The sequence below is a fragment of the Roseovarius sp. genome, from assembly GCF_030373445.1.
Lineage (GTDB): Bacteria > Pseudomonadota > Alphaproteobacteria > Rhodobacterales > Rhodobacteraceae > Roseovarius.
In genome coordinates this window covers 24,965-51,963 of the sequence record NZ_JAUCYU010000013.1, presented here as the reverse complement: position 1 = coordinate 51,963, position 26,999 = coordinate 24,965, and the positions used below count along the sequence as shown (strand labels likewise).

General features: G+C 66.9%; 28 protein-coding genes and 1 tRNA gene. 15 read left to right on the top strand and 14 right to left on the bottom strand.

Annotated features, from left to right (window positions below; all coding sequences use genetic code 11):
• The first annotated feature begins 4 nt into the window (after nt 1-4).
• Nucleotides 5-1,174: an FAD-dependent monooxygenase gene (locus QUV18_RS20195; protein ID WP_300895900.1), complete on the top strand. Its 1,170-nt coding sequence runs from the start codon at nt 5-7 to the stop codon at nt 1,172-1,174.
• Nucleotides 1,175-1,330: 156 nt separating this feature from the next.
• Here QUV18_RS20195 and xth read toward each other — a convergent pair whose 3' ends face one another.
• Nucleotides 1,331-2,113, bottom strand: a complete 783-nt coding sequence (xth, locus tag QUV18_RS20190) for an exodeoxyribonuclease III (protein ID WP_300895899.1) — start codon at nt 2,111-2,113, stop codon at nt 1,331-1,333.
• A gap of 325 nt (nt 2,114-2,438) precedes the next feature.
• Between xth and QUV18_RS20185 the strand changes: the two genes are divergently transcribed.
• From QUV18_RS20185 to QUV18_RS20175, 3 genes are read left to right on the top strand one after another with little or no spacing between them, the layout of a single operon-like run.
• Nucleotides 2,439-2,858, top strand: a complete 420-nt coding sequence (locus QUV18_RS20185) for a DUF6749 domain-containing protein (RefSeq protein ID WP_300895898.1) — start codon at nt 2,439-2,441, stop codon at nt 2,856-2,858.
• Nucleotides 2,859-2,909: 51 nt separating this feature from the next.
• Nucleotides 2,910-3,983, top strand: coding sequence for a hypothetical protein (locus QUV18_RS20180; RefSeq protein ID WP_300895897.1), 1,074 nt, complete (start codon nt 2,910-2,912; stop codon nt 3,981-3,983).
• Nucleotides 3,980-4,885 carry a DMT family transporter gene (locus tag QUV18_RS20175; RefSeq protein ID WP_300895896.1) on the top strand — a complete coding sequence of 302 codons (906 nt, stop codon included), beginning with the start codon at nt 3,980-3,982 and terminating at the stop codon, nt 4,883-4,885. Before QUV18_RS20180 ends, QUV18_RS20175 begins: the two co-directional genes overlap by 4 nt.
• A 40-nt stretch (nt 4,886-4,925) precedes the next feature.
• Here the strand turns inward: QUV18_RS20175 and QUV18_RS20170 are convergent, their stop codons facing one another.
• Nucleotides 4,926-5,249 (bottom strand): iron-sulfur cluster assembly accessory protein, encoded by a 324-nt coding sequence (locus QUV18_RS20170; RefSeq protein ID WP_064258676.1) that lies wholly within the window; start codon nt 5,247-5,249, stop codon nt 4,926-4,928.
• Between the two features lie 81 nt (nt 5,250-5,330).
• Here QUV18_RS20170 and QUV18_RS20165 point away from each other — a divergent pair, with 81 nt between their 5' ends.
• From QUV18_RS20165 to QUV18_RS20135, 7 genes are all read left to right on the top strand, one after another.
• Complete coding sequence (locus QUV18_RS20165) at nt 5,331-6,497, top strand: deoxyguanosinetriphosphate triphosphohydrolase (protein ID WP_300895895.1); 1,167 nt, start codon at nt 5,331-5,333, stop codon at nt 6,495-6,497.
• Between the two features lie 73 nt (nt 6,498-6,570).
• Nucleotides 6,571-8,316: an arginine--tRNA ligase gene (gene argS / locus QUV18_RS20160; protein ID WP_300895894.1), complete on the top strand. Its 1,746-nt coding sequence runs from the start codon at nt 6,571-6,573 to the stop codon at nt 8,314-8,316.
• A 94-nt stretch (nt 8,317-8,410) separates the two neighbouring features.
• Complete coding sequence (locus tag QUV18_RS20155) at nt 8,411-9,349, top strand: SPOR domain-containing protein (RefSeq protein ID WP_300895893.1); 939 nt, start codon at nt 8,411-8,413, stop codon at nt 9,347-9,349.
• Entirely contained in the window at nt 9,325-10,356 is a 1,032-nt protein-coding gene (gene nagZ, locus QUV18_RS20150) for a beta-N-acetylhexosaminidase (protein WP_300895891.1), read from the top strand. The genes QUV18_RS20155 and nagZ overlap by 25 nt, the downstream gene beginning before the upstream one ends.
• Complete coding sequence (locus tag QUV18_RS20145) at nt 10,346-11,137, top strand: ScpA family protein (protein ID WP_300895890.1); 792 nt, start codon at nt 10,346-10,348, stop codon at nt 11,135-11,137. The genes nagZ and QUV18_RS20145 overlap by 11 nt, the downstream gene beginning before the upstream one ends.
• An 84-nt stretch (nt 11,138-11,221) precedes the next feature.
• The gene (gene scpB, locus QUV18_RS20140; protein ID WP_300895889.1) at nt 11,222-11,881 is read left to right on the top strand and encodes an SMC-Scp complex subunit ScpB; all 660 of its coding nucleotides are present in this window, start codon (nt 11,222-11,224) and stop codon (nt 11,879-11,881) included.
• A gap of 95 nt (nt 11,882-11,976) precedes the next feature.
• Nucleotides 11,977-12,213, top strand: coding sequence for a hypothetical protein (locus QUV18_RS20135; protein WP_300895888.1), 237 nt, complete (start codon nt 11,977-11,979; stop codon nt 12,211-12,213).
• Nucleotides 12,214-12,343: 130 nt separating this feature from the next.
• On the opposite strand, the gene QUV18_RS20130 is transcribed toward QUV18_RS20135, so the two are convergent.
• The 8 genes from QUV18_RS20130 to QUV18_RS20095 form a co-directional block, all read right to left on the bottom strand.
• Nucleotides 12,344-13,417, bottom strand: coding sequence for a 2'-deoxycytidine 5'-triphosphate deaminase (locus QUV18_RS20130; RefSeq protein ID WP_300895887.1), 1,074 nt, complete (start codon nt 13,415-13,417; stop codon nt 12,344-12,346).
• Between the two features lie 79 nt (nt 13,418-13,496).
• Nucleotides 13,497-13,573, bottom strand: a tRNA-Pro gene (locus QUV18_RS20125).
• Between the two features lie 62 nt (nt 13,574-13,635).
• Nucleotides 13,636-14,610 (bottom strand): MerR family transcriptional regulator, encoded by a 975-nt coding sequence (locus tag QUV18_RS20120; RefSeq protein ID WP_300895886.1) that lies wholly within the window; start codon nt 14,608-14,610, stop codon nt 13,636-13,638.
• Between the two features lie 15 nt (nt 14,611-14,625).
• A complete protein-coding gene (ihfA, locus tag QUV18_RS20115; RefSeq protein ID WP_300895885.1) occupies nt 14,626-14,928 on the bottom strand; it encodes an integration host factor subunit alpha in 303 nt (100 codons plus the stop codon).
• A 110-nt stretch (nt 14,929-15,038) separates the two neighbouring features.
• Nucleotides 15,039-16,013, bottom strand: coding sequence for a beta-ketoacyl-ACP synthase III (locus QUV18_RS20110; protein ID WP_300895884.1), 975 nt, complete (start codon nt 16,011-16,013; stop codon nt 15,039-15,041).
• The gene (gene plsX, locus QUV18_RS20105) at nt 16,010-17,119 is read right to left on the bottom strand and encodes a phosphate acyltransferase PlsX (RefSeq protein ID WP_300895883.1); all 1,110 of its coding nucleotides are present in this window, start codon (nt 17,117-17,119) and stop codon (nt 16,010-16,012) included. The genes QUV18_RS20110 and plsX overlap by 4 nt, the downstream gene beginning before the upstream one ends.
• Before the next feature lie 23 nt (nt 17,120-17,142).
• Nucleotides 17,143-17,349, bottom strand: coding sequence for a 50S ribosomal protein L32 (rpmF, locus tag QUV18_RS20100; RefSeq protein WP_300895882.1), 207 nt, complete (start codon nt 17,347-17,349; stop codon nt 17,143-17,145).
• Nucleotides 17,350-17,505: 156 nt separating this feature from the next.
• Nucleotides 17,506-18,063, bottom strand: coding sequence for a DUF177 domain-containing protein (locus QUV18_RS20095; protein WP_300895881.1), 558 nt, complete (start codon nt 18,061-18,063; stop codon nt 17,506-17,508).
• A 90-nt stretch (nt 18,064-18,153) separates the two neighbouring features.
• Here QUV18_RS20095 and bamE point away from each other — a divergent pair, with 90 nt between their 5' ends.
• The 3 genes from bamE (at nt 18,154) to QUV18_RS20080 (ending at nt 21,324) form a co-directional block, all read left to right on the top strand.
• Nucleotides 18,154-18,609: an outer membrane protein assembly factor BamE gene (gene bamE / locus QUV18_RS20090; protein WP_300896034.1), complete on the top strand. Its 456-nt coding sequence runs from the start codon at nt 18,154-18,156 to the stop codon at nt 18,607-18,609.
• Between the two features lie 91 nt (nt 18,610-18,700).
• Nucleotides 18,701-19,438 (top strand): GNAT family N-acetyltransferase, encoded by a 738-nt coding sequence (locus QUV18_RS20085; RefSeq protein WP_300896033.1) that lies wholly within the window; start codon nt 18,701-18,703, stop codon nt 19,436-19,438.
• Between the two features lie 62 nt (nt 19,439-19,500).
• Nucleotides 19,501-21,324, top strand: coding sequence for an ABC-F family ATP-binding cassette domain-containing protein (locus QUV18_RS20080; protein ID WP_300895880.1), 1,824 nt, complete (start codon nt 19,501-19,503; stop codon nt 21,322-21,324).
• Between the two features lie 3 nt (nt 21,325-21,327).
• Here the strand turns inward: QUV18_RS20080 and QUV18_RS20075 are convergent, their stop codons facing one another.
• The 3 genes from QUV18_RS20075 to QUV18_RS20065 form a co-directional block, all read right to left on the bottom strand.
• Nucleotides 21,328-23,205, bottom strand: a complete 1,878-nt coding sequence (locus QUV18_RS20075; RefSeq protein WP_300895879.1) for a nucleoside-diphosphate sugar epimerase/dehydratase — start codon at nt 23,203-23,205, stop codon at nt 21,328-21,330.
• Nucleotides 23,206-23,393: 188 nt separating this feature from the next.
• Nucleotides 23,394-24,011, bottom strand: a complete 618-nt coding sequence (locus tag QUV18_RS20070; protein WP_300895878.1) for a sugar transferase — start codon at nt 24,009-24,011, stop codon at nt 23,394-23,396.
• The gene (locus tag QUV18_RS20065) at nt 24,008-24,847 is read right to left on the bottom strand and encodes an NAD(P)-dependent oxidoreductase (RefSeq protein WP_300895877.1); all 840 of its coding nucleotides are present in this window, start codon (nt 24,845-24,847) and stop codon (nt 24,008-24,010) included. The genes QUV18_RS20070 and QUV18_RS20065 overlap by 4 nt, the downstream gene beginning before the upstream one ends.
• A 108-nt stretch (nt 24,848-24,955) precedes the next feature.
• Between QUV18_RS20065 and QUV18_RS20060 the strand changes: the two genes are divergently transcribed.
• Nucleotides 24,956-26,071: a polysaccharide biosynthesis/export family protein gene (locus tag QUV18_RS20060; RefSeq protein ID WP_300895876.1), complete on the top strand. Its 1,116-nt coding sequence runs from the start codon at nt 24,956-24,958 to the stop codon at nt 26,069-26,071.
• 33 nt (nt 26,072-26,104) lie between these two features.
• Here the strand turns inward: QUV18_RS20060 and QUV18_RS20055 are convergent, their stop codons facing one another.
• A complete protein-coding gene (locus tag QUV18_RS20055; RefSeq protein WP_300895875.1) occupies nt 26,105-26,833 on the bottom strand; it encodes a hypothetical protein in 729 nt (242 codons plus the stop codon).
• Nucleotides 26,834-26,999 lie beyond the last annotated feature (166 nt).

Genomic DNA, 26,999 nt, shown 5'->3' with positions numbered 1-26,999 from the left:
ACATATGCATCTGGATGGCATGAAGATCGTCGTGGTGGGCGGCGGCATCGGCGGGCTAGCGGCGGCGCGGGCGCTTGCGCTGCGCGGCGCCGAGGTGACGGTGTTCGAGCAGGCCGAGGCGATCCGCGAGGTGGGCGCCGGGCTGCAGGTGAGCCCGAACGGGTTCCGGGTGCTGGAGGCGCTGGGGCTGGGCGACGCGCTGCGCGCCGTGTCGGTGCAGGGCCGGGCGGTGCGGCTGAAGGATTACCGGGGCGGGGAGGTGTTGCGGCTCGACCTGGGTGGGCTGGGGAGCAGGGATTACCATTTCGTGCACCGGGCCGACCTGGTCGACGTGCTGGCCGCGGGGGCGCGGGAGGCGGGGGTGAAGATCCGGCTGTTGCAGCATGCCGAGCGGGTGAGCCCCGGCGCGCGGCCGGACGTGACGCTGGCCCGGGGGGTGGACGTGCAGGCGGACCTCGTGGTCGGCGCCGACGGGCTGCACTCGGTGGTGCGGGAGGCGCTGAACGGGAGCGTGGCGCCGTTCTTTACCGGCCAGGTGGCGTGGCGCGCGGTGGTGCCGAACGTGGACGGGCGCGGCACGGAGGTGCATGTGCATATGGGCCCGCACCGGCACGTGGTGAGCTATCCGTTGCGGGACGGGTCGGCGCTGAACCTTGTGGCGGTGCAGGAGCGGGCCGAGTGGCAGGAGGAAAGCTGGAGCCAGCGGGACGATCCGGAGGCCCTGCAGGCGGCGTTCGCCGATTTCGGGCCGGAGGTGCAGGAGATGCTGGGCCGGGTCGAGACGGTGCACCTGTGGGGGCTGTTCCGGCACCCGGTGGCGCGGGCGTGGCACGGCGCAGGGACGGTTCTGCTGGGCGATGCGGCGCATCCGACGCTGCCGTTCATGGCGCAGGGGGCGTCGATGGCGCTGGAGGATGCCTGGGTTCTGGCCGAGGCGCTGGCGGGGCCGGGCGCTCTGGAGGCGCGGCTGGCCGCTTACCAGGCGCGGCGGGAGGGGCGTGTGCGCAAGGTGGTGGACGCGGCCAGTTCGAACGCGTGGAAATATCACTTGTCTTTCCCGCCGCTGCGGTGGGCGGCGCATGCGGCTTTGCGGGTCGGCGGGACGGTCGCGCCGGGCAAGATGCTGCACCAGTTCGACTGGATTTACGAGCATGACGTGGTGAGCGGCGGGTAAGGTATATCCGCTCGCCCGGCGGCCTTCGGCCTTGTTCCGGGCGTGTGGACCTCTTGCGCTGCCGTCCCGGCTCTGAGCCGGGGTCTGGTTCCGTTCAAAGGCCCCGGGTCAGGGTGGTTTTGGGAGAGGCGGCGTTTTTGTAGATAAACCGTAGGCTTACGCGTCGAGGTTCACCCAGATGGGTACGTGGTCGGAGGGCTTTTCGCGGCCGCGGATGTCCTTGTCGATCTGGCAGTCGGTCATCAGGTCGGCGGCCTGCGGGGTCAGCAGGAAATGGTCGATCCGGATGCCGTCGTCGCGGTTCCAGGCGCCGGCCTGGTAATCCCAGAACGTGTAGTGGCCGGGGCCCTGGACGCGGGCGCGGAAGGCCTCGGTGAAGCCGAGATTGACCACCCGGCGGAAGGCGGCGCGGGTTTGCGGCAGGGCGAGGGCATCCTCGGCCCAGGCCTCGGGGCGCTTGGCGTCCTCGTCCTGGGGGATGACGTTGTAATCGCCCGCCATGAGTGCCGGTTCCTCGGCGGCGATCAGCGCCTCGGCGCGGGCCTTCAGCCGCTCCATCCAGGCGAGCTTGTAGTCGTATTTCGGCCCCGGCGCCGGGTTGCCGTTGGGCAGGTAGAGCCCGCAGACGCGGACGGCGGTGCGCTCGCCCATGACGGTCGCCTCGATCCAGCGGGCGTGATCGTCGCCGTCGTCGCCGGGCAGTCCGATGGTGACATCCTCGAGCGGGAGTTTCGACAGGATGGCGACGCCGTTGAAGCTCTTCTGCCCGTGGGTTTCGACGTTGTAGCCGCGCTCCTCGAAGATCTCGCGGGGGAAATTCTCGTCGACCGACTTGATCTCCTGCAAGAGGGCGACATCGGGCTGCGCCTCGTCCAGCCAGTCTGTCAGGGCGGCCGCGCGCGCCTTGATGCCGTTGATGTTGAAACTGGCGATTTTCATCGGGCCCTCCGCGCTTGACTGGCCCCTTCTATCGCCCAGCCGGTTCCGGCTGACAAGGGAATCCCTTGGCGGGACCGGGAGAGGGCTCGATTGATTCGCCGAGCGCGATACACCCATAAGTTGAAACGTGTTCAAAATCAGACCTGTGGATAACTTTTTTTGAGTTTACTCAGGACTCGAGAAACCCGACGGAAATTCAAAGATTTGTCCGATTGGCGGGTTTGGGAACCGCCTGTGGATAACTCGCTATGAGGGAAATCTATATTGGCAAGACCCGTTTAACGTGCAAGCGTCTCCCGGCAACGTCATACACGGGAGTTACCTAATGTCTGCAATTCGTAAGTTTGATCAATCTGTTGAAACCTCCAATTCGCGCGGCTTCGCCAGCCTTCACGACGGTGAGGCCGTGGGCGCGTTCACCTCGTCGATGGGCCCGGTGGCCCGGGCCGATGCCGGGCTTGGCGAGGGTGTCGAGATGTTCACCTCTTCCATGGGTCCGCTGACCGTGGCCGAGGCCGGCGCGGGCGATGCGACCGGTCTTTTCACCTCGTCCATGGCGCCGGTGGCGTCGGCCCGCGCGGAAACCGGTGACGCGGTCGAGCTGTTCACCTCGTCCATGGCGCCCGTGACCGCCAGCGCCGCCGAGACCGGCGAGGCCGTCGGCGCCTTCACCTCCTCGATGGGCCCCCGTGCCGTGACCGCGGAAGAGGGCGATGGCTGCGAGATGTTCACCTCGAGCATGTAAGCCGGTGGACCCGAAACGGAATATCTGACGAAGCTTTGGGAAATCAATACGATGGCTAGCATACTTCATCTCGACGTTCCGTTTCGCCAGCGCACGCGCGCGGCACGGCAGGCAGCGCTTGTCGACCGTGTCGCGCGGGAGCGCCGGCCGCATGAAGACGTTTACTGGCTTAAGGAGAATGCCGAGCTGCTGAACGCGCTGGAGACCGCCGACGCCCGCCCGGGTGAGGCGGCGCTGGAGGCCTATGCGGGAGTTTACGGGGAGATCGAGAAGCGGATCGGGTTCTTTCCGCAGTATTACCGGTTCTTCCTGTCGATCTGCCTTGACCTTGAAGACCTCGGGATGCCCGGCAACAAGGGCGCCGCGCTGGCCGAATGGGTGGCCCGCCAGGGGCTGGCCGGGGCGGAACTGTCGGACCTGCAGCGGGCCGAGGCGCGGCGGCTGTGCCTGCGGCGCGGGGTCGACCCGGTGGGCGCGGACCCCGAGCTGGACGACCGGCTTCGGGCCTTTGCGCGGCGGTCGGAGACCTTCACGCTGCCCAACAAGAAGGCGGCTTACGAGCTGACCCATATCGTTTTCTACCTCTCGGAATACGGCCGCAAGTCGCCCTGCGCCGATCCGGAGATGATCGACAGCCTGTGTTACGCGGGCACGTTGGCCTTCCTGGAGCTGAACATCGACCTGCTGTCGGAGGTGTGCATCGCGCTGCGCTTTGCCGGCAAGACGCCGCCGCCGGTGTGGGAGCGGTGGCTGTCGGACCAGATGATGCGGTTCCAGGTGATGCCCGCGGACCGGCCGGGGGGAATGGATGATTACCATACATGGCTGATGGTGAACTGGTTCATGGACCTGTCGGGCCGGGGCGGGTTTGCCCACGAGATGCCCGAGGGGGCCGTGGTGTTCGCCGCGCCGGAGCCCAATTCCGGGCCGCTGCGGGAGCTGTCGGACTGCATGTACAACATGACCGAGGCGCGCAGCCCCGACTGGGGCCAGATGCGCGACCGGGTGGGCGACCGGCTGTCGGACGAGGCGCGCACGGTGCTGGCAGCCGCCGAGCAGGCCGTCGATTTCGGGGCGTTTTTCAAGGGGTTCGCCAGGGCCGGCGGGCCGGGAGGTTTGACATGATCGGGTCTGTCGCGCGCAGTGCCTTGCTTGTTGGCGTGGGGCTGACCGCGCTTTACACGCTTCTGATTTCGACGGCGGATGCGATCACCAAGCTGTTCGCCACTTCCTATGCGGCGCCGCAATTGTTCGCGCTTTCGGGGGGGATCGTGGCGCTGCTGGCGCTGGTGTCGAACCGGAAGGGCGGACAGTGGCGGGGGGTGCGCACGAAATGCCCGAAGGCGATGGCGATACGGGCGGGGGCGACGGTGCTGGGCTCGATCGCGTTCTTTTATGCGTTCCGGCTGTTGCCCTTTGCCGAGGTGTTCCTTTTCATCGCGCTTATCCCGCTGGTGGCGGCGCTGATGTCCGGGCCCGTCCTGGGCGAGCCGGTGCGGCCGCAGGTCTGGGCGGCGCTGGTGGTGGGCACGGTGGGGGTGATGTGCCTCTTTCCCGGCGGGCTGAGCAGCGTGGGGCTGGGGCACCTGGTGGCGCTGGCCGCGGTGCTGCTGGGCACGGTGTCGATGGTGGCCTCGCGTTATATCGGCCAGCGGGACGACAATATCCTGTCGCAGGTGTTCTATCCGAACCTGGCGCTGATGGCGGTGATGGCCTGTGCGCTGCCCTTCGTGTTCCAGCCGATGGGGCTGGCGGACCTGGGCTGGGCGGTGGCCTACGCGGTGTTCCTGTTCGGGGCGCGCTGGGTGCTGGTGGCGGCGCTGCGGATGCTGCCGGCCTACGTGGTGACGCCGCTGATGAACCTGCAGTTCCTGTGGATGGTCGCTATCGGCTTCGTGGCCTTCGGCGAGGTGCCCTGGGCAGGCGTGTTCGTGGGGGCGGCGATCGTGATCGCGGCGGGCAGCTGGCTGGTCTGGGACCAGACAAGGCCACGACGGGAAGAGCCGCGGGTGGTGCCGGCGGAATAAGCGGGAAGGGCGCCTTGAGGGCGCCCTTCAAGTATCTGGATTACATGGCAAATGACGTGCCACAGCCGCAGGAGCTGCTGGCGTTGGGGTTCTCGATGGTGAACCGGGCGCCGATGATTTCCTCGGCGAAGTCGATGGTCGCGCCGTTGAGGAAGGGCAGCGAGATGCTGTCGACCACGACCTTCTGGCCCTGGCCCTCGAGCACGAGGTCGTCATCGGCGGGCTGATCGAGCTTGATATCGTACTGGAATCCCGAGCATCCGCCGCCCTCGACGGCGATGCGCAGGGCCTGCCCCTGATCGCCGGCGCCGATTTCGGCCAGCCGGGCAAAGGCGCGGTCGGTGACTTTCGGTGGCAGTTCCATCTGTCGATAAACCCTCGTGGTTTCCTTGTTCGCTTGGCTGCAATATATGGGCTTGGGGAACAGGCGACAAGGACAGTGGTCATGCAGAAGCGATACGCGGCGGACCCGGTGCGGACGCATGGCCGGCTGGTGGCCGAGGAGGAGAGCGCGTTCCGGTCCTGTTTCCAGCGGGATCGCGACCGGATCATCCATTCCAGCGCCTTCCGGCGGCTGAAACACAAGACACAGGTCTTCGTGGAACACGAGGGGGATTATTTCCGGACAAGGCTCACCCATTCCATCGAGGTGGCGCAGGTGGCGCGGACGATCTCCGGGGCGCTGGGGCTGAACGAGGAGCTGACCGAGGCGGTGGCCTTGGCGCATGACCTGGGCCACACGCCGTTCGGACACACGGGCGAGGATGCGCTGGATGCGCTGATGGCGCCCTATGGCGGGTTTGACCATAACGCGCAGGCCTTGAGGATCGTGACGGCGCTGGAGCGGCATTACGCCGGGTTCGACGGGCTGAACCTGACATGGGAGACGCTGGAGGGGATCGCCAAGCATAACGGGCCGGTGACGGGAGATCTGCCCTGGGCGCTGGCCGAGTATGACGAGCGGCACGACCTGGAGCTTTACACCCATGCGAGTGCCGAGGCGCAGGTGGCGGCGTTGTCGGATGACATTGCCTATAACAACCACGATCTGCATGACGGGCTGCGCGCGAAGCTGTTCAGCGAGGCGGATATTCGCGGGCTGCCGATCGTGGGCGACTGTTACGACGAGGTCGACCGGGTCTATCCGGGGCTGGATGACTACCGGCGGCGGCACGAGGCCCTGCGGCGGGTGTTCGGGGTGATGGTGGCCGACGTGATCGAGACGTCGCGGGGGGTGCTGGAGGAGGCGGATCCCGAGAGCGTGGAGGCGGTGCGGCATCAGGGCCGGCCGGCGATCGCGTTCTCGGACGATGTCTGGCGGCATATGAAGGAGATCAAGGCGTTCCTGTTCCGGCACATGTACCGGGCGCCCTCGGTCGTGGAGATGCGCAAGCGGGTGACGGCCGTGGTCGAGGAGCTGTTTCCCTTCTACATGGAGAAGCCCGAATTCCTGCCCAAGCGCTGGCAGGAGGACGTGGCGCGGGCCGATAGCGAGACGGCGCTGGCACGGCTGGTTTGCGATTATATCGCCGGGATGACGGACCGGTTCGCGCTGGAAAGCCATGCGCGGCTGCTGGGCGGGCCCGGTGGGGCGGGGGAACGGCGCGGCTGACGGCTGGTCAGGCCGATTGACGCCAAGGCTGGCGGTGGTAAACCGGCGCCAACGCTGGAAGGACGAAACGGATATGAACCTCTTCACCGATATCAGGGCCCTTGTTCTGGACACGCTGCAGGCGATGCAGGAGGCGGGCGAGCTTCCGCAGGGGCTGGATACCGCCAACGTGACGGTCGAGCCGCCGCGCGATGCGGCGCATGGCGACATGGCGACCAACGCGGCAATGGTCCTTGCCAAGCCCGCTGGGATGAAGCCGCGCGATATTGCGGCGTCGCTGGCGGAGCGGTTGTCGGGCGAGGACTGGATCGAGAGCGCCGAGGTGGCGGGGCCGGGGTTTTTGAACCTGCGGCTGTCGGCATCTGTCTGGCAGGGCGTGATCCGCAAGGCGTTGAGCGAGGGCGAGGCGTTCGGGCGGTCCGAGATGGGCAAGGGGCAGAAGGTGAATGTCGAGTATGTCTCGGCCAACCCGACGGGGCCCTTGCACGTGGGTCACACGCGCGGCGCGGTCTTCGGCGACGCGCTGGCAAGCCTGCTGGATTACGCGGGCTACGACGTCACGCGGGAGTATTACATCAACGACGGCGGCGCGCAGGTCGATGTGCTGGCGCGGTCGGTCTATCTTCGGTACCTCGAGGCGCACGGGCAGGCCGTGGCCTTCGAGGACGGCACCTATCCGGGCGATTACCTCGTGCCGGTGGGCGAGGCGCTGAAGGCGGAGGTGGGCGATGCCTATGTCGATCAGCCGGAGTCGGTCTGGCTTGAGAAGGTGCGGGATTTCTCGACCGACAGGATGATGGACCTGATCCGGGCGGACCTGAAGGCGCTCGGTGTCGAGATGGACGTGTTCTATTCGGAGAAGTCGCTCTATGGCACGGGCCGGATCGAGGAAGCGCTGAAGGCGCTGGAGGACAAGGGCCTGATCTATGAAGGCGTGCTGGAGCCGCCCAAGGGCAAGGTGCCCGAGGATTGGGAGGCGCGGGAGCAGACGCTGTTCAAGTCGACCGAGCATGGCGACGATGTCGACCGGCCGGTGAAGAAATCGGACGGCAGCTGGACCTATTTCGCCCCCGACATCGCCTATCATTATGACAAGGTTTCCAGGGGGTTCGACGCGCTTATCGATGTGCTGGGCGCCGACCACGGGGGCTATGTCAAGCGGATGAAGGCGGCGGTTCGGGCGCTGACCGACGGGCGGGTGCCGCTGGACATCAAGCTGACGCAGCTTGTGAAGCTCTACAAGAACGGCGAGCCCTTCAAGATGTCGAAGCGGGCGGGCACGTTCGTGACGCTGCGGGACGTGGTCGACCAGGTGGGCTCGGACGTGACGCGCTTCGTGATGCTGACGCGGAAGAACGACGCGCCGCTCGATTTCGATTTCGACAAGGTGCTGGAGCAGTCGAAGGAAAACCCTGTTTTCTACGTGCAATATGCCCATGCGCGGGTGTGTTCGGTGCTGCGCAAGGCGGAAGGCGCGGGGATCGACGTGAGCGATGCGACGCTAAGCCAAACGGATATCAGCGGGCTGACCCACGAGGCGGAGCTGGCGGTGGCCAAGAAGCTGGCCGAGTGGCCGCGGCTGGTGGAGATCGCCGCGCGCACGCATGAGCCGCACCGGGTGGCGTTCTACCTCTACGACCTGGCGAGCGATCTGCACGCGTTGTGGAACCGGGGCAATGACGAACCGTCTCTGCGCTTCCTGCAGGAGGACGATCCGGCGACCTCGCAGGCAAAAATCGCCCTCGCACGGGCCGTAACCGTTGTTATTTCTGCCGGTCTTGGTATTCTCGGCGTTGTCCCGGCAGAGGAGATGCGCTGAGCCGCATCCGAGACATAAAACAAACCGCCGGGCGCTAGAGGCAGATATCAGAAAGTCCGGCGGCGATGCATCGCCGGAAGTGGCGAGGCGAGACATGGCAGAGATGCAGCAGGGGCACCGTGACGGTGCCGAGAGGCAGCCCAGATCCATCACGAACGTCGTCAATCTGCTTGGGGCAGTCACGTCGCTGGCCCTTGTGGTTGGCATGGGCGTCTGGGGGTACAAGCTGGTGATGCGGGACGTGAGCGGTGTGCCGGTCATCCGCGCGGCCGAGGGGCCGATGCGGGTGGCGCCCGAGGACCCGGGCGGGCGGCAGGCGCTGCACCAGGGGCTGTCGGTGAACGACGTGGCGGCCGAGGGGACGGCGGCGCGGCCGGCAGACCGGCTGATCCTGGCGCCGGAGCCGCTGGATTTGACGCTGGAGGATACGCAGCTGGCCCGGCTGGAGGCGCGGGGCGCCACGGCCGAGCCTGTCACGATCGGCGCGGCCGAGCAGGGCGACCAGGGGGCACAGGACGACGGCACCATGCGGTTCGCCTCGGTCGAGGCGCTGGCGGAGTCGCTCGCGGAGGGCGTGGCGCCCTTGCAGGAGCTGCCCGCCGCCGAGCCGGTGGAGGAAGAAGAACTGGAAGAACGCGACAGCCCGCCGGTGGAAGGCGGGATCGGGCGGTCCTTGCGGCCCAAGACGCGGCCGGCGAGCCTTGTGACCTCGCCCGAGGGCGTGGCGCTGGCCTCGGTGGCGAACGCGTCGGCGCGGGACGTGGACCCGTCGAAGATCCCCGTGGGCACGCGGCTGGCGCAGCTTGGCGCCTTTGCCAGCCACGAGATCGCGGTGCAGGAGTGGGACAAGCTGGCCGATCGGTTCGACGAGTATCTCGAGGACAAGGACCGGGTGATCGAGAAGGCGACGAGCGGCGGGCGCACGTTCTATCGTCTGCGGGCCATGGGGTTTGCCGACCTGTCGGACGCGCGGCGGTTCTGTTCGGCGCTGGTGGCGGAACGGGCGGAATGCATCCCGGTGGTCACGCGGTGAGCCGGTTCGGCGCGACGATCCTCGACGCCGAGGGGCTGCGGCTTTCGGCGGCGGAGAGGGCGCTTTTTGCCGAGCATGACCCGTTCGGGTTCATCCTGTTTGCCCGGAATATCGACACGCCGGACCAGGTTTACGGCCTGTGCGAGGAGATGCGCGCGGCGGTGGGGCGCGAGGCGCCGATCCTGATCGACCAGGAAGGCGGGCGGGTGCAGCGGCTGCGCGGGCCCCGCTGGCGCGAGTGGCTGCCGCCGCTGGAGCATGTGGAGGCCGCAGGGGAGGCGGCGGAAGAGGCGATGTACCTGCGGTACCGGCTGATCGCGCATGAATTGCGCGAGGTCGGGGTGGATGGCAATTGCGCGCCGCTGGTGGACGTGGCGCGGGGCGAGACGCATGATTTCCTGAAGAACCGCTGTTACGGCTTCGATGCCGATACGGTGGCGCGGCTGGGCCGGGCGGCGGCAGACGGGATGCTGGCCGGTGGCGTGCTGCCGGTGGTGAAGCATATCCCCGGGCATGGGCTGGCGCTGGTGGACAGCCATCACGAGTTGCCGGTGGCCGACGTGCCGCACGAGGAGTTGGCCGCGGTGGATTTCGCGCCGTTCCGGGCGCTCAACGACCTGCCGATGGGGATGACCGCCCACGTGGTCTATTCGGCGCTGGACGAGCTACCGGCCACGACCTCGAACATCGTGATGAAATGCATCCGCGAGGAGATCGGGTTCGGCGGGCTGATCATGAGCGACGATATCTCGATGAAGGCGCTGGACGGGTCGCTGACGGATATCGCCCTCGATACGCTGGCGGCGGGGTGCGACGTGGTCCTGCATTGCAACGGCACGCTGGACGAGCGCCGGGCGGTGGCCGAGGCCGCGGGCCGGCTGTCGAACAAGGGGCAGGCCAGGGCGGAAAGCGCGCTGGCGGCGCGGCGGGAGCCCGACGAGGTTGACATTCCGGCCATGGAAGCAAAGCTTGAGGCGCTGATGAATGGGCGCGTCTATGGCGGATGAGAACTTCGAGGGACCGGGACAGGTGGAGCGCGTGGCCGACCGCATGGCGGCCGAGGCGCTTATCGTCGATGTCGACGGGTTCGAGGGGCCGCTTGACCTTCTGCTGACGCTGGGGCGGACGCAGAAGGTGGATCTGCGGCAAATTTCCGTTCTGCAACTGGCGCAGCAATACCTGGCCTTCGTGGAGAAGGCCAAGCAGCTTCGGATCGAGCTGGCGGCCGATTACCTCGTGATGGCGGCGTGGCTGGCGTTTTTGAAGTCGCGCCTGTTGCTGCCGCCCGATCCCGAGGATGAGGGGCCATCGGGCGAGGAGCTGGCGGCGCACCTGGCGTTCCAGCTGGAGCGGCTGCAGGCGATGCGGGAACGGGCCGCGCAGTTGATGGGGCGTGACCGGTTGGGGCGGGATTTCTTTGCCCGCGGCATTCCCGAGGACGTGACGCGGGTGAAGACGGTGAATTACACCGCGACGCTTCTGGACCTGATGCAGGGCTATGCCCGCATCCGCACGAAGGACGAGTTCCGGCCCTACGCGATGGACCGCGAGGCGCTGTTCACGCTGGAACAGGCGCTGGAGCGGATGCGCGGGCTGATCGGGTTCGCGGGCACGTGGACGGATATCGTCAGCTACCTGCCGGAGGGGTTCACCACCGATCCGGGGCGGCGGCGGTCGGCCACGGCCTCGACCTTCGCAGCCTCGCTGGAGCTGGTGAAGGAAGGCAAGGTGGAGATCCGCCAGTCGGAGCATTTCGCGCCGGTTCAGTTGCGGCGGAAGGATCAGTAGGATGGGCGGTGTCGAAATCTTGAAAAGATTTCGGGTCGATTTCTTTTCAAGAAATCGTCGGCGTCGGGAGTTTGGGTCAGGGTCGTGACGGAAGAGACGGAACATAAGGAAGAAAGCCTGTTCGCGGCCCCGCCCATGGCCGAGCAGGAACGGATGTGCGAGGCGATCCTCTTTGCCACGGCCGAGCCCATCACCGTGCGCGAGATGGAGGCGCGGATGCCCCATGGCAGCGACGCGGCCGAGGCGCTGGTGCATCTGCGCAAGCGGTACGAGGGGCGCGGGGTGCACCTAGTGAAGGTGGGCGATGCCTGGGCGATGCGTACGGCGCCGGACCTGGGTTACCTGATGCAGAAGGAAACGGTGGAGACGCGCAAGCTGTCGCGGGCGGCGATCGAGACGCTGGCGATCATCGCCTATCACCAGCCCGTCACCCGCGCCGAGATCGAAGAGATCCGCGGCGTGTCGGTCAGCCGGGGGACGGTGGACCAGCTTCTGGAGATGGAGTGGATCCGGTTCGGCCGGCGCAAGATGACGCCGGGGCGGCCGGTGACCTTCGTGGTGACGCAGACCTTCCTTGACCATTTCGGGCTGGAAAGTGCGCGCGACCTGCCGGGGCTGAAGGAGCTGCGCGCCGCCGGCCTTCTGGAAAGCCGGGCGCCGCTGGGCGAGATGCCGACAGGCGGCGAGGGCGAAGACGAGGACGAGCCGGGCGCGAAGGGGCAGGACGAGCTGTTCGACGACTGAGGGCCGCGAGGGGCCGGGGAAATTCCGCGCATATGCCCTGAAATCTCCACGTTTTCCTGCTATATAAGGTTCAACAGGCAGGAAAGGAGGGCGTCATGAACGCCAATCGGATCATTAACATGGTCGTGCGCATGGTGATGCAGCGCCTTATCCGCTCGGGCGTCGATGCCGGGGTGAACGCCTATGCCAACCGGCGCGATGCCAAGTCGGGCAAGGGCACGGGGCAGGCTAAGGGTACCGGGCAGGCCAAGGGCAAGAGCCCCGAGACGGCCAAGACCCAGAAGCGCATGCGCCAGACCATGCGCATGGCGCGGCGTATGGGCCGCTTCTGATAAACGGGGCGCCGGGTCGACCGGGCTGACCGCCGCGAGGGCCGGACTGGCCTGTCGTGGGCGGCGGAGGTGACGGCGCTGCCGATCCAGCGGCGGCTGGCGGGGCAGGTGCTGGACGTCTCGATCCGGTTCAGGCGCGGAAGTGTTTCGAGAGCTTGAGGCCCTGGCCTTGGTAGTTCGACGCGATGCCGGCGCCGTAGAGCTGGTCTGGCACCTGGTCCATCTTCTCGTAGACAAGGCGGCCCACGACCTGGCCGTGTTCGAGGACGAAAGGCGCCTCGTGACAGCGGACTTCGAGCACCCCGCGGGAGCCCGCGCCGCCCGCGGCGTCATGGCCGAAGCCGGGGTCGAAGAAGCCCGCGTAATGCACCCGGAATTCGCCCACCATGGCAAGGTAGGGCGCCATTTCGGCGGCATAGGCGGGCGGGATGTGCACCGCCTCGCGGCTGACGAGGATGTAGAAGGCGCCCGGATCGAGGATGATGCGGCCGGTGTCGGTGTGGACCTCTTCCCAGTATTCGGAGGGGTCGTAATGACCGATCAGGTCGAGGTCGATCACGCCGGTATGGGGTTTGGCGCGGTAGCCCACGAGCGAGCCCTTGCTGGGTTCGAGGTCGACCGAGAAGCCGAGCCCGTCGGAGATCACCGCCTCGCCATCCACCAGCGGCGACTCGGCATGGAGGGCTGTCAGGGCGGCGTCGTCGAGCGCGGCCTGACCGTCGCGGAAGCGGATCTGGTTGAGGCGCATGCCGGGGCGGACGAGGACGGAGAAGGAGCGGGGGCAGATCTCGGCATAGAGCGGGCCGGTATAGCCGGGCGCGATGCGGTCGAATTCCTCGCCCTGGTCGGTGATGGTGCGGGTCAGCAGGTCGAGCCGGCCGGTGGAGGACTTGGCGTTGGCGACGGCGGTGACGTCTGACGGCAGGTCGAGCCTCTCCATCAGCGGGACGACGTAGACGCAGCCCTTTTCCAGCACCGCGCCGTGCGTCAGGTCGATGCGGTGCATCTCCAGCTCTTCCAGCCGCTCGGCCACGGTGCGCCCGGCGCCGGAGAGGAAGGAGGCCCGGACGCGGTAGGCGATATGCCCGAGGCGCAGGTCGAGGCTGGCGGGCTGGACCTGTTCGGAGAGGATGGCGGTGGGGGCGGAGATGCGCCCGTCGGCGATCATCGCTCTGAGTTGCTGGCTGGCGAGAACACCTGTCATGCTGCGGCTCCGTTGCGGCCGGGCGACCTGCGCGACGCGCGGGGCGCCTGGTGTTCCGGTTCTGCGGGGAGGGTGTTCATGGTCGGGCTAGCAGGATTCGAACCTGCGACCTCCCGTCCCCCAGACGGACGCGCTACCAGCCTGCGCTATAGCCCGACGATTGGGGTTACATACTGGATTTGCGCACGGGGACAAGGGGCAAATGCGAATTTTCCGGCTCAAGTTTCATCCGTTTCGTCAAGCTTCTTCCGAAGGCGCTGGACGATCGGCCGGATCGAGCGGATCACCGGCGATGTAAAGGGGCGCGGCACCTCGGCGAGCATGGTCAGCGGGCCGGGGGTGACGAACGCGTCGTCGGCCGGGTCGTCGGGAACATCGACGTTGAGCGGCACCGGGGCGGGCGAGGGGGCTTCCTGCTCCTCTGAGGCCGTGTCCTCCGTGGCGGGGGCATCTTCGGAGGCGGTGTCCTCTGCGGCGGGGTCGCGGGTGAGGAAGCCGGGGAGTTTCGGGTCGGACTCGGCCGAGTCCTCGGCGCCGGGCCAGGGGTGAGCCTCGTCGTCCTCGACGCCGTTCCGGTCTTCCTCGGGCGCGGTGTCGTCATCGGCGAAGAGGTTTGGCTCTCCGGTCGGCTCGCCCGGCGTCTCCGGGGCTGGCGCGCGCGCGTCGTCGGCCAACTCTTCGGTGGCGGCGGGGTTTTGCGGAACGGTGTGGGTCAGGGTGAAATCCCGTTGCGGCGGCACTGGCGGTTCTCCGGCAGGTTCGTGTTCAGTCTCGTCCGGAGCATTCGCAGCTTCGGGCCGGAAGGTCGAGGGGGGCTCTGCCGCGGTGTCTTCGGAGCGGGGCCGGAAATCGAGCACCTGCGCCGGTTCCTGCGTCTCGGGGGCCGGGACATGGGGGAGGGCCGTGTCCTCTTCCCCGGCCAGCGGCTGGGACAGAGAGGAGACGTGCTTGATGCCGTTTTCGCGCAGGAGTTTCTGCACGCCCTTGATCGTCATCCCGTCGTCATGAAGCAGCTTCTTGATGCCGCCGAGAAGGCGCATGTCCTGGGGCCGGTAATAGCGCCGCCCGCCAGCGCGCTTGACCGGTTTGACCTGGGTGAACTTGCTTTCCCAGAACCGCAGAACGTGTGCCGGCGTGTCCAGCCACTCGGCAACCTCGCTGATCGTGCGAAAGGCGTCTGCGGATTTGGCCATCGCGGAGGGCCTTCGTTATTTCCGGTTGCCGGCGGCGACGCGGTCTTTCATCAGGTGCGACGGCCGAAATGTCAGCACGCGGCGCGGGTTGATGGGCACTTCTTCACCGGTTTTCGGGTTGCGGCCCACGCGGGCCGATTTTTCGCGCACCGAGAAGGTGCCGAAGGAGGAAATCTTGACCTGCTCGCCGCGCACCAGCGCGTCGGAGACGTGATCCAGCACGCTTTCCACCAGCGTTGCCGAGTCATTCCTGGAAAGGCCGACCTCGCGGAAAACGGCCTCGCTCAAATCCATCCTGGTCAACGTCTTGTCGCTCATCTCATCCCCTCGCTCTTTCCAAGACTTTAGGGCGGAAGAAATTTCCGAGTCAATGTCAATGACTTGGCGGAAGGAGTTTAAGCGCGGTTTCAGGCCAATCGGGGCGGTTTTTACCAGCGCAGCACGACCGAGCCCCAGGCCAGCCCGCCGCCGATCGCCTCGGAGACGAGCAGGTCGCCGCGCTTGATCTTGCCCTGTGCCACGCCCTCGGACATGGCCAGCGGAATCGAGGCGGCGGAGGTGTTGCCGTGCTCCTGTACCGTGATGATCACCCGGTCGAGCGGCACGCCCATCTTCTTGGCGGTGCCGGCGATGATGCGGATATTGGCCTGGTGGGGCACGATCCAGTCGATGTCGTCATGGGTGAGCCCGGCGCTTTGCAGCGCGGTCTCGGCGGTCGATGTCAGCTTTTCCACGGCCTGCCGGAAGAGGGGGTTGCCCTGCATCCGCAGCTTGCCCGAGGTGCCGGTGGTCGAGACGCCGCCATCGACGTACAGCATCTCGCGGTAGCGCCCGTCGGAGTTGAGGTCGGTTGCGAGGATGCCCCGGTCGGCGGAGGTGCCGTCGCCCTCGGCCGCGCCGAGGACCAGGGCGCCCGCGCCGTCGCCGAAGAGCACGCAGGTCGAGCGGTCTTCCCAGTCCATGATCCGGCTGAAGGTCTCGGCGCCGATGATCAGCAGGCGCCTGGCCTGGCCCGAGACGATCAGCGCGTTTGCATTGGCCAGCGCGTAGATGAAGCCCGCGCACACTGCCTGCACGTCGAAGCCGAAGCCGCGGGTCATGCCCAGCCGGCTTTGCACCATGGTGGCGACGGAGGGGAAGGTCAGGTCGGGCGTCGAGGTGGCGACGAGCACGCCGTCGATGTCGTCCGCGCTCACGCCCGCCTTTTCCAGCGCGGCGGTGGCCGCGTGAACGGCAAGGTCGGAGGTGGTTTCGCCCTCGGCCGCGAAATGCCGCCGCTCGATCCCCGAGCGGGTGCGGATCCATTCATCGGAGGTGTCGAGGAACTCTTCGAACCACGTGTTCGGGACGATCCGTTCCGGCAGGTAGTGGCCGACGCCCTCTACAACGGCGCGTATTGTCATGCAGGGTCACCGCTGGCTTTCGAGTCTTCGGTCGCATCATCCTGATCAAGCATCGAGGCAGATGCAACCCGCGCGGCAAGTTTTTCGGTAAAGCCGGTCTGGGCAAGCTGGAAGGCCAGCTTGACGGCAGACGAGACCCCCATCGCATCGGCCGCGCCGTGGGATTTCACCACCGTGCCGTTCAGCCCGAGGAACACGCCACCATTGGCGCGGCGCGGGTCGATTCGCTTCTTGAGACGCTGGAGCGACGTGTAGGCGAGGATCGAGGCGAAACGCGACAGCGGGGTGTAGCGGAACGCCTCCTTCAGAAGGTCGGAGACCAGCTTGGCCACGCCTTCGCCGGTCTTGAGCGCGATATTGCCGGTGAAGCCGTCGGTGACGATCACGTCGCAGAGCGTGCCGGGCAGGTCGCGGCCCTCGACGAATCCCACGAACTCGAAATCGGCCTTGCGGGCGTTGGCGGAAATCAGGTCATGCGCCTCGCGCAGCTCGGCCCGGCCCTTGTGTTCCTCGGTGCCGACGTTGAGCAGGCCCACGCGCGGCCGCTGCAGGCCGAAGCCGTTGCGGGCGTAGGAGGTGCCCATCAGCGCGTATTGCATCAGGTCCTTGGCGTCGGCCCGGATATCGGCGCCGCCGTCGAGCATGATGTTGAAGCCCTGCGGATTGCGCGAGGGCCAGAGCACGGCGATGGCGGGGCGGTAGATGCTGGGCAGCTTGCGCAGGCGCACCACCGACATCAGCATCAGCGCGCCGGTGTTGCCGCAGGAGACGCAGACCGTGGCCTCGCCCTTGCGCACCGATTCCAGCGCCGACCACATCGACGTTTCCTTGCCGTGGCGGATCACCTGGCTGGGCTTCTCGTCCATCGAGACGACGTCGGGCGCATCGCGAATCTCGCAGCGGCCCTCGAGATTCTTGCGCTTGGCGACGAGCGGTTCGAGGATGCCCTTGCGGCCATGCAGGATGAAGCCGATCTCGTCGTTCTTCTTGGCCGAACGCGAAATGCCGGCAACAACGGTTGCCGGCCCCAGATCGCCACCCATCGCGTCGACGGAAATGATCGTGCGTTTCGGGCGTGCCCTGGACTGATCCGAATCTGCGGTCATCAGGACGCGCGCCCCCGGCTGATTCAGGCTGCGTCGTCGTCCAGATCGACCTCGTCAACCATCGCCACGACTTCGCGGTCGGCATAGTGACCGCACGCCGCGCAGACGTGGTGCGGGCGCTTGAGCTCGCCGCAGTTGGGGCACTCGTTCGGGTTCGCACCCGTCAGCGAGTCGTGGGCGCGACGGTTGTTGCGGCGCGATTTCGATACTTTGTTCTGTTGGACGGCCATGTCGCAACCTCAGTTTTCTGTGGGTCCTTGGAAAGACCCGTGTGTCACGGGTTGAGGCGGCTCATAATCTGTCTCGAGCCGCCGGTTCAACCCCAAATTCCGGTGAGACGGCGAAAATACAGGGAATTGTTGCAGGAGCAAGTGGTTTTTTGGCGGTTATTCGCCTTTATCCTCGAGCTTTTTCTTCAGGTCGGCGAGCGCGGCGAAGGGCTTGGTTTCCTCCTCCTCGATCGGGGCGGCGCCGGGGGGAATCGCGCTGTCGGTTTCCAGCTCGGCCCGGTCGGCGCGGGGATAGGCGGGCAGGGCCAGCGCCAGCGCCTCGGTCATCACCGCCCAGAGGTCGATCTGTTCGCCCAGCGGGTCGATGGTTTCGTCCTCGGGCATCTCGACCTCGTCGCCCTTTTCCTCGGGCGGGGGCCAGTTGGCGAGGAAGCGGCGGGCGACGTCCTCCTCTATCCGCGTGTTGACCGGCTCGAGGGTGACGACGCAGGCCTGCGTGACGGTGGCGCCGATATGGCCGTCGAGCCGCCAGTCCTCCTTGCCCTCGGCGCCAAGCTCGCCGGTGAAGCGCAGCTTCTTCAGGCCGAGGATGCCAAGGTCGGCCGCGATCTCCTGCAACTCGTCGGGGCCGGGGACGATCTCGAAGGGCTGCGGCTTGCGCGGGGACAGGCCGCTGACGCGGTAAAGGGCGGATTTCCGGGAATGTTCCGGCATCGGGCCTCTCTCATCATTTCTTGAACATGTAGCCTAGCTTGTTGTAAGCGGGTGTGAAAGCAATCTGGGCTGAGTTCAAGAGGACAGATGATGATGGGTATTCGCAACCGGTTGGCCAGCGCGCTGGCCGTCGTCTGTCTGATCGGGCTGGGCGCCTGCCAGTCGCAGTACCAGAACCACGGCTACGTGCCGCCGGCGCGTGATCTCAACAAGCTGAACGTCGGTGTCGATACCCGCGCCACGGTGGACGAAGTGATCGGCGCGCCCTCGGCCTCGGGGCTGCTGAGCGACGGGGATTACTATTACGTCAAGACCCGGATGCGGGAATACGGGATGCGCGCGCCGGAGGTGATCGAGCGCCAGGTGGTGGCGATCAGCTTCAACCAGAACGACACGATCCGGAATATCGAGAGCTTCGGGCTGGAAGACGGCCATGTGGTGCCGCTGACCCGCCGGGTGACGGACTCGTCGGTGATGGGCAACGGGCTGCTGCGGCAGATCTTCGGCAACTTCGGCAATATCGATCCGAGCCAGCTCTTCAACTGATCGGGCCCGCGCGTCACGGCCCTGTCACATCTTGAGTGTTAAAGCCCCCGCAACTACCTTTGAGAGTAGGTGTTCGGGCATGGGCAGGACGATGTTCCGCAAAGGGCGCTACAGCACGAGGGTGGCCGAGACGGAGGCCGATATCCGCGCCGCGCAGCGGCTGCGCTTCGTTGCCTTCAAGCAGGGCGAGGACGTGCCGGGCATAGACGCCGACGAATTCGACGACATCTGCACGCATATCCTGGTGGAGGAGAACGGTACGGGCCGGCTGGTCTGCTGTTTCCGGATGCTGCCGCTGACCGGTGGGGCCGAGATCGGGCGGAGCTACTCGGCGCAGTTCTACGAGCTGTCGGCGCTGAAGGATTTCGAGGGGCCGATGGTGGAGATGGGGCGGTTCTGCATCCATCCCGACGCGCGCGATGCCGATATCCTGCGGGTGGCCTGGGGGGCGATGACGCGGTTCGTTGACGAGAACGGGGTCGAGATGCTGTTCGGCTGCTCGTCGTTCAAGGGCACCGATGCCGAGCTTTACGCCGATGCCTTCGCCATGCTGAAGGACCGCCACCTTGCCCCGCGCCGCTGGCTGCCCAGGGTGAAGGCGCCGTCGGTCTTCCGGTTCGCCCAGAAGCTGCGGCTGCGGAAGCCGGATGCCAAGCTTGCGATGCTGGGGATGCCGCCCCTGTTGCGGACCTACCTGCTGATGGGGGGCTGGGTGAGCGACCATGCGGTGGTCGATGCCCAGATGAACACGCTGCATGTCTTCACCGGGCTGGAGATCGCCGCCATCCCGCCGACCCGCAAGCGGCTGTTGCGGGCGACCGCGGGGTGAAACCGGCGTGGTGTCGCACGGCGCCGCTTGACCATGACCGGGTGGCGGGATAGCTCGCGCCCATGGCCAAGGCACCGCTTCTCCAACTTTCCGATATCTCGCTGACCTTCGGGGGCGATCCGCTGTTCCGCGACGTTTCGCTGACCGTGCAGCAGGGCGACCGCGTGGCGCTCGTGGGGCGCAACGGGTCGGGCAAATCGACGCTGATGAAGGTGATGGCCGGGCTGGTCGAGGCCGATACCGGCACGCGCACCGTGCCGCCGGGGATTTCCGTGGGCTACATGGAGCAGCACCCGGACATTTCGGGCTTTGCCACGCTGGGCGAGTTCGCGGCGAGCGAGCTGGACGCGGGCGAGGAATACCGGGTGGAGATGGTGGCCGAGGGGCTGAAATTCGATCCGGGCCTGTCGCCGCAGACCGCCTCGGGCGGGGAGCGGCGGCGCGCGGCGCTGGCCAAGCTCCTGGCCGAGGGGCCGGACCTGATGCTGCTCGACGAACCGACGAACCACCTCGACATCCAGGCGATCGGCTGGCTGGAACAGCAGTTGAAGGAGACCCGCAAGGCGTTCGTGCTGATCAGCCACGACCGGGCCTTCCTGCGTGAACTGACGCGCGCAACCCTTTGGGTCGACCGGGGAATCACCCGCCGGCAGGAGCGGGGTTTCACCGATTTCGAGGCCTGGCGCGACAAGGTCTGGGAAGAGGAGGACGCGAGCCGCCACAAGCTCGACCAGAAGATCAAGGCCGAGGCGCGGTGGGCCGTCGAGGGCATCTCCGCCCGGCGCAAGCGCAACCAGGGCCGGGTGCGGGCGCTGCAGGACATGCGGGCCGAGCGGGCCGCCCAGATCAAGCGGCAGGGCACGGCGGCGATGGCGCTCGATTCGGGGCCGAAATCGGGCCGCAAGGTGATCGAGGCGGAGGGGATTTCAAAGGCTTACGGCGGGAACGTGATCCTGCACGATTTCAGCCTGAAGGTGCTGCGCAAGGACCGGATCGCCTTTGTCGGTCCGAACGGCGTGGGCAAAACCACGCTGCTCAACATGCTGATGAAGCGCGAGGCGCCCGACAGCGGCACCGTCACCCACGGTACCAGCCTTGTGCCGGCGATCTTCGACCAGTCGCGCGCCGGGCTCGACCCGGACATGAGCCTTTGGGAGAACCTGACCGGCGACCGCGACATGCGGGTGTCTGGGCAGGCCGACCAGGTGCTGGTGCGGGGGCAGCCGAAACACGTGGTGGGCTATCTCAAGGAATTCCTGTTCGACGAGCGGCAGGTGCGGGCGCCGGTGCGGTCGCTGTCGGGGGGCGAGAAGGCAAGGCTGCTTCTGGCCAAGCTGATGGCGCGGGAGAGCAACCTGCTGGTGCTCGACGAGCCGACCAACGATCTGGACATCGAATCGCTCGACCTGTTGCAGGAACTGCTGGACGATTTCGACGGCACCGTGCTGCTGGTCAGCCACGACCGGGATTTCCTCGACCGGGTGGCGACCACGACCATCGCGATGGAAGGCAACGGGCAGGCCACGGTCTATGCCGGGGGCTGGTCGGATTACCGCGCGCAGCGGGCCGAGGCGGCGCCGGTGGCGGCGGAGCCTGCGAAGCCCAGGGGGAAGCCCGCGCAGCCGGGGGCGCCGAAGCCCGCCGCGCCGAAATCGAAGCCCAAGCTGAGTTTCACCGAGAAGCACCGCCTGGAAGAGCTGCCCGGCGTGATCGAGCGGCTGGAGGCCGAGATTGCCAAGCTAGAAGGGCTGCTTTCGGATGCCGAGCTGTTCACCCGCGAGCCGGAGAAGTTCCGGAAGGCGACAGATGCCCTGACCAAGCGGCAGGCGGCGCTATCGGAGGCGGAAGAGGAATGGCTGGAACTGGCGGAGAAGGCGGAGGCGTGACGCCTATTCGTTGACCGTCTTGATGGTCTTGGCGTCGTCCTTCTCGATCCACTTTTCGAGGGTCTGCTTCATCAGGTCGAGCCCGCGGGTTTCCAGCGCCTGGCGCAGCGACTGGATGGCGTTGGCCATCTCGAGCTCGGACAGGCCGGTTTCCTGGGCGCGCAGGATCTTGGGGTGCGGCGTTGTCAGCATGTCGGAGCCGATCAGCAGCTCCTCGTGCAGCTTCTCGCCGGGGCGCAGGCCGGTGATCTTGATCTCGATATCGCCGGTGGGGTTCGACGTGTCCTTGACCGTGTAGCCCGCGCTTTCGATCATCTTGCGGGCCAGTTGGCGCACCGGCACGGGCTTGCCCATGTCGAGCACGAAGACATCGCCGCCGCGGGCGAAGGAGCCGGCCAGCAGCACCAGGCGAACGGCCTCGGGGATGGTCATGAAGTAGCGGGTGATGTCGGCATGGGTCAGGGTGACCGGGCCGCCGCGCGAGATCTGTTTCTGGAAGATCGGGATGACGGACCCCGAGGAACCCAGCACGTTGCCGAAGCGGACCATCGAGAAGCGGGTGCTCTGGCTGCGGGTGGCGAGATCCTGTACCAGCAGCTCGGCGAAGCGCTTGGAGGCGCCCATGATGCTGGAGGGGCGCACGGCCTTGTCGGTTGAGACGAGGATGAAGCGTTCCACGCCCGCGGACCGCGCGGCCTCGGCCACGATCTTGGTACCGAAGACGTTGACACGGATGCCTTCGAGCCCGTTCGATTCCACCAGCGGCACGTGCTTGTAGGCGGCGGCGTGGAGGACGATGTCGACCTCGTTGTCGGCGAGCGCGGCCTCGACCAGTGACTTGTCGCAGACCGAGCCCAGCACCGGGACGATCTCGACATCCTTGCAGTAGCTGCGCAGTTCGCGGTCGATCTCGAACAGGGCCAGTTCGCTGTGGTCGACGAGGATCAGCGAGGCCGGGCGGCAGGTGATGAGCTGGCGGCAGATCTCCGAGCCGATCGAGCCGCCGGCGCCGGTGACCATGATGCGGCGGCGCAGGTAGGTGTCGCTGACGCCGGGAAGTTCCTCTTCCATCTGGTCGCGGCCGAGCAGCTCGTTGACGTTGACGGGCCGGGTGTCGGACAGGTTGCGGGCGTTGTTGGCGACGAGATCGGCGAAGGAGGGCAGGGCGTGCACCTCGCAGCCCGTGCGGGACAGGCGGCGGGTGATCTCGGCCCGCTTGTTGCGGTTGGCGCTGGGGATGGCCAGCACGATCCGCTTGACGCCGCGGCGCTTGACCACCTTCATCAGGTCGGTGGCCGGGTAGACCCGCAGGCCGGCGACGGTGAGGCCCTGGAGGCGGCGGTCGTCGTCGATGAAGGCCACGGGTTCGACCGCGTCGTCGGTGGCCAGGGCCATCGCGAGCTGCTGCCCGGTCTGGCCGGCGCCGAAGATGATCAGCGGCTTGCGCTGGGTGCCGTTGGCGTAGATCCGCAGCAGCACCCGGCGCATCAGCAGGCGGGTGGCGACCGACAGGATCAGGAAGGTCATGCCGACGACGATGAAGAGCTGTACCGAGCCGCCGCTGACCGCGCCGAGATAGGAGAGCGTCATGCCGGTGGCCATCAGCACCGCCGCCACGATCGCGGATTCCATCACGCCCTGCATCTGGTAGGCGTTGAGCTTGACCTTGTGCAGCCCCTGCGAGACCGTCGCGACCGCGCCCGAGCACATCATCGCCAGCACGAACAGGGCCGAGGTCACCGGCGTTTCGAGCAGGCTGACCGGGTGCATGACGATGGATTTTGCGAGTGCGAAAGACAGCGCGATGAGCAGCAGATCCACGGCGAGGATGATGAAGCGTTTCTGCTGTCGAGTCAGGGCAACGACTATTTTATAGAACATGCCGGAGCATCTCCCGGTGTCATTTCTTCAGACCCCGCGGCGGGATGTGTCCGCCGCAAGACAAAGCGCCGTAAAGTACCCAAGGTGTCCGAAAATCAATGTATTGCAAGATGCATACTGCCGACAAGCCTTATCGCGGCGCATCGCGGATTTCCGCGCAAGCGAAGGGCGCTCCCCCGAGTCTGCCGTTAATTTGAGCGGCGGATGAGCACCCGGCGAACGGTTTCGACGATCAATGCTGCATCGTAGCAAAACGACCGGTTGCGCGCCCAGAGCAGGTCGAGCCGGGCCTTGGCGGGCACGCAATATTTCAGGTAGACGCGCTCGGTATCCTCGGCGTCGGTGCAGCGGTTGAGCAGCCGCTCTTCGCGGCCGTGATAGGTGAGCGTGGCGAGCCCGGTGACGCCGGGGCGGTTGCGGAGCACCCTGGCATAGAGCTCGGGGCGCAGCTCGACGTAGCGGCGCAGGGGCGGGCGGGGGCCGACAAAACTCATGTCGCCCCGCAAGATGTTGTAAAGCTGGGGCAATTCGTCAAGGCGCTTGCCACGCAGGACGCGCCCTGTGCGGGTGATGCGCGCCGACTTGTAGCCGCCCGAAACGCCGGTATCGTTGCGGTCGGTGCGCATGGTGCGGAACTTCCACAGGGTGAAGGGCGTGTCGGGGGTCTTCATCCGTTCGGACGGGTAAAAGACGGGCCGGCCGTCGACCACGAGCACCCAGAGCGCGATCACCAGGATCGGCACGGCGAGGGCGATCACCAGCAGCAGGGCAAGGCCGATATCCATCAGCCGCTTGGCCAGCGTCATTGCCTGGCCTCCAGTGCCGCCCAGTCGGCCACCATGGCACCGGCCGTTTCGTGGCGGACGGCCCCCGGCAGAAGCGCGGAGAGGCGCGCGGTGTCGAGCGAGACCTCCTGCGTGGCCGCGGGCGGGGCGGGGCGCCAGTCGAGTTCCAGCCCGCGGGCGCGCACCAGCTCATCCATGCGGACGGGGCCGGGCGCGGCGATGTTGAGCGCTTCGGGCAGGTTGTCGGGCGGCAGGGAAGCCAGGCCGGTCAGCACGCGCAGCAGGTCGCCCGGCGCGATGTAGCTGCGGAGCGGGCCGGTGCCGTCGTCGAACCGGTCCATGCCGACGGGGCCGCTGCCGCGCAGGCCTGGCGCCAGGCTGTCGGCACCGACCACGTTGGCGAGTCGCAGGCAGCAATGGGTGATCCGGTCGGTCCGGGGCAGGCGGGCAACTTCGCGCTCCATCTCGCGTTTCGAGCGGCCATAGTCCGCCGATGGGGAGAGGGGCGCGCCCTCGTCCAGGCGCCGCCCGGGGCCGTAGACGGCGGCCGAGGAGAGGTGGAACAGCCGGCGCGCGCCGGTCGCCAGGGCAACGGTGTGGCCGAAGGCCACGAGCGCCGCGTTCTCGGCCAGGGCCGCCGCGTCGCCGCTTGTCCGGCCCCAGAGAGCAACCACGGTATCGCAGCGGGGCAAGGCCGACAGGGCCTCGCCGGGGGCCCATGTCAGCCCGGTGCCGGGCCGGCGCGACTGGAACGCCAGCCGCTGGCCGCCGGTGCCGTCGCGCACCGCCGCGCGGCGCAGCAGTCGCCCAAGCCGCCCGCCCGCGCCTGTGACCAAAATATCGGCTGCTTGCGGCATATGTGTCAAGAATGTGCCCAACTACCAGATGCGGTGAGATTTCCGTTGTCTAACATCCTTTCAATGCGGTAGTGAACTGCCAATACGAAGAAGTCGGGGGACGACGGTTTGACGCGATTTTCCAAGACGATCCTTCTGGTTGGCATCGCCATTTCCATTGGTGCATGCTCTCTACCAAGGGGGGCGGCGGTACAGAGGGAAGTCGTCAGCCAGGGCTCGTCCGAGAACCCCACCTTCCAGGTGGTGGAGGTGACCCGCGCGGCCACGCCGATGATTTCGACCTGGCCCTATACCGGCGACCAGGAGCACAGCCTCTGGTTCCACGCCGATCGCGGACCGGATTCGTCGGTCATCCAGACGGGCGACCGGCTTGACGTGGTGGTCTGGGACAACCAGGAAAACTCGCTGATCTCCGACGGCACCAAGCAGACGCCGATTCCGCCGCTGACGGTGTCGTCCTCGGGCTCGGTCTTCCTGCCCTACGTGGGCGACGTGCCCGTGCGCGGCCTGACCGCCGACAGCGCCCGCGACCGGATCCAGCGGAAGATGGAAATGATCGTGCCCGCCGCACAGGTGCAGGTGCAGGTCACGCCGGGGCGCAACAACTCGGTCGACGTGGCCAGCGGCGTGGGCGCGCCCGGCCGCTACCCGCTGGAGAACCGCAATACCCGCCTGCTGAGCGTCCTGGCGCTGGCCGGCGGGGTGAACACCACGATGCGGCATCCGCGCGTGCGGCTTCAGCGGGGCGGGCGGGTGTACGAGACGCGCGTCGAATCCGTCCTGGCCGATCCGTCGATGAACATCACCGTTCACGGTGGCGACCAGATCGCCGTTCTCGAGGATTCCCGCAGCTTCACGGTCCTGGGCGCTTCGCAGAGCCAGAAGCTGGTGTATTTCGAGAAGGAGCGGATGAACGCGCTCGATGCGCTGTCCGCGTCGGGCGGCCTGAACGCGTCGCGGGCGAACCCGAAAGGCATCCTGATCCTGCGCGAGTATCACCCCCGCCACCTGACGCCGGGGCCGCGCGGGCCGGACATGCAGCAGGTGATCTTCTCGATCGACATGACCAGCGCCGACGGCCTGTTCGCGGCGCGCCAGTTCCAGGTGATGCCGAACGACACGCTGATGGCGACCGAATCCCCGGTGACGGCGGTTCAGACCATCATCGGCCTGTTCGGCACGGTGATCGGGGTGAGTTCCTCGGTGAACAACCTGTCCAACTGATCCGGCCCGGTTCGGGCCGGGGCGGTTCGGCCCTCAGATATTCGAGAAGATGTTGTCGACCTCGTCTTCGCCGTCAAGCGGGGGCGGGATCAGGCGCAGGCGGTTCGTCAGCTTCAGGGGGTGCTGCGCCCCGGTGCGGTCGTTCGCCGGAACGCTTGCGCCGTTGAAATCGGGGCGCGGGCTGACCGGCGGTTCGGGCCGCGCGATCGGGCCGGTGGGCGCGATCAGCGGGCGCAGCACGCGGTCGTAATTGGGCCGCTCGGTGGTTTGGCCGGCTTCCTCGGTGCCCGGTCTCTTCTGCACGATGACGCGGCGGGGCGTGACGGTGGAGAACTTGCCATGCTTGATCCGCGACGCCCGCCGGCCCATGAAGAGCGCGGCCTTGCGCAGCTCGTGCCGGTGCAGGCTCGAATAGGACATCAGTACCGCGCAAACCAGCGCCAGGTCGCGCCAGAACGGCGAGACCGGCAGCGGGTCGGGGCGCAGGAAGTTCTCGGCAACGCTGGAGCACAGGATGAAGAGCGCCAGGGCGAGCGCCGCGCGCCGCAGGACGATGCCCGACATGAACAGAAGCGACAGCGACAGCAGCACGCCCATCCCGACCAGTCGGGCTGTTTTGCCGTCAAGCACCGGGGTGAAGAGCGCCGAATGGTCGAACCCCTGGATCAGGCCGAGGGAGATCGCCATGAAGTACGACCCGATCACGATGCGGATCAGGTTGAGACCGGTATGGTCAAGCCAGCGTTCGTTCTTGGTCGGCACCACGGTTGTCCTGTACGACCCGCGCAATAGGTTCGCGAGAGAGGGTTGATCGCAGGGCAGATGCGCCCGGGTGGCTGGGCGCATACGCATTTCGAACCCGGTTTCTGGGCCTTAAATGTGGCAAAACTTGAGCGCAAAGACGGAAAATGCTGGCGGAACCGCTTGT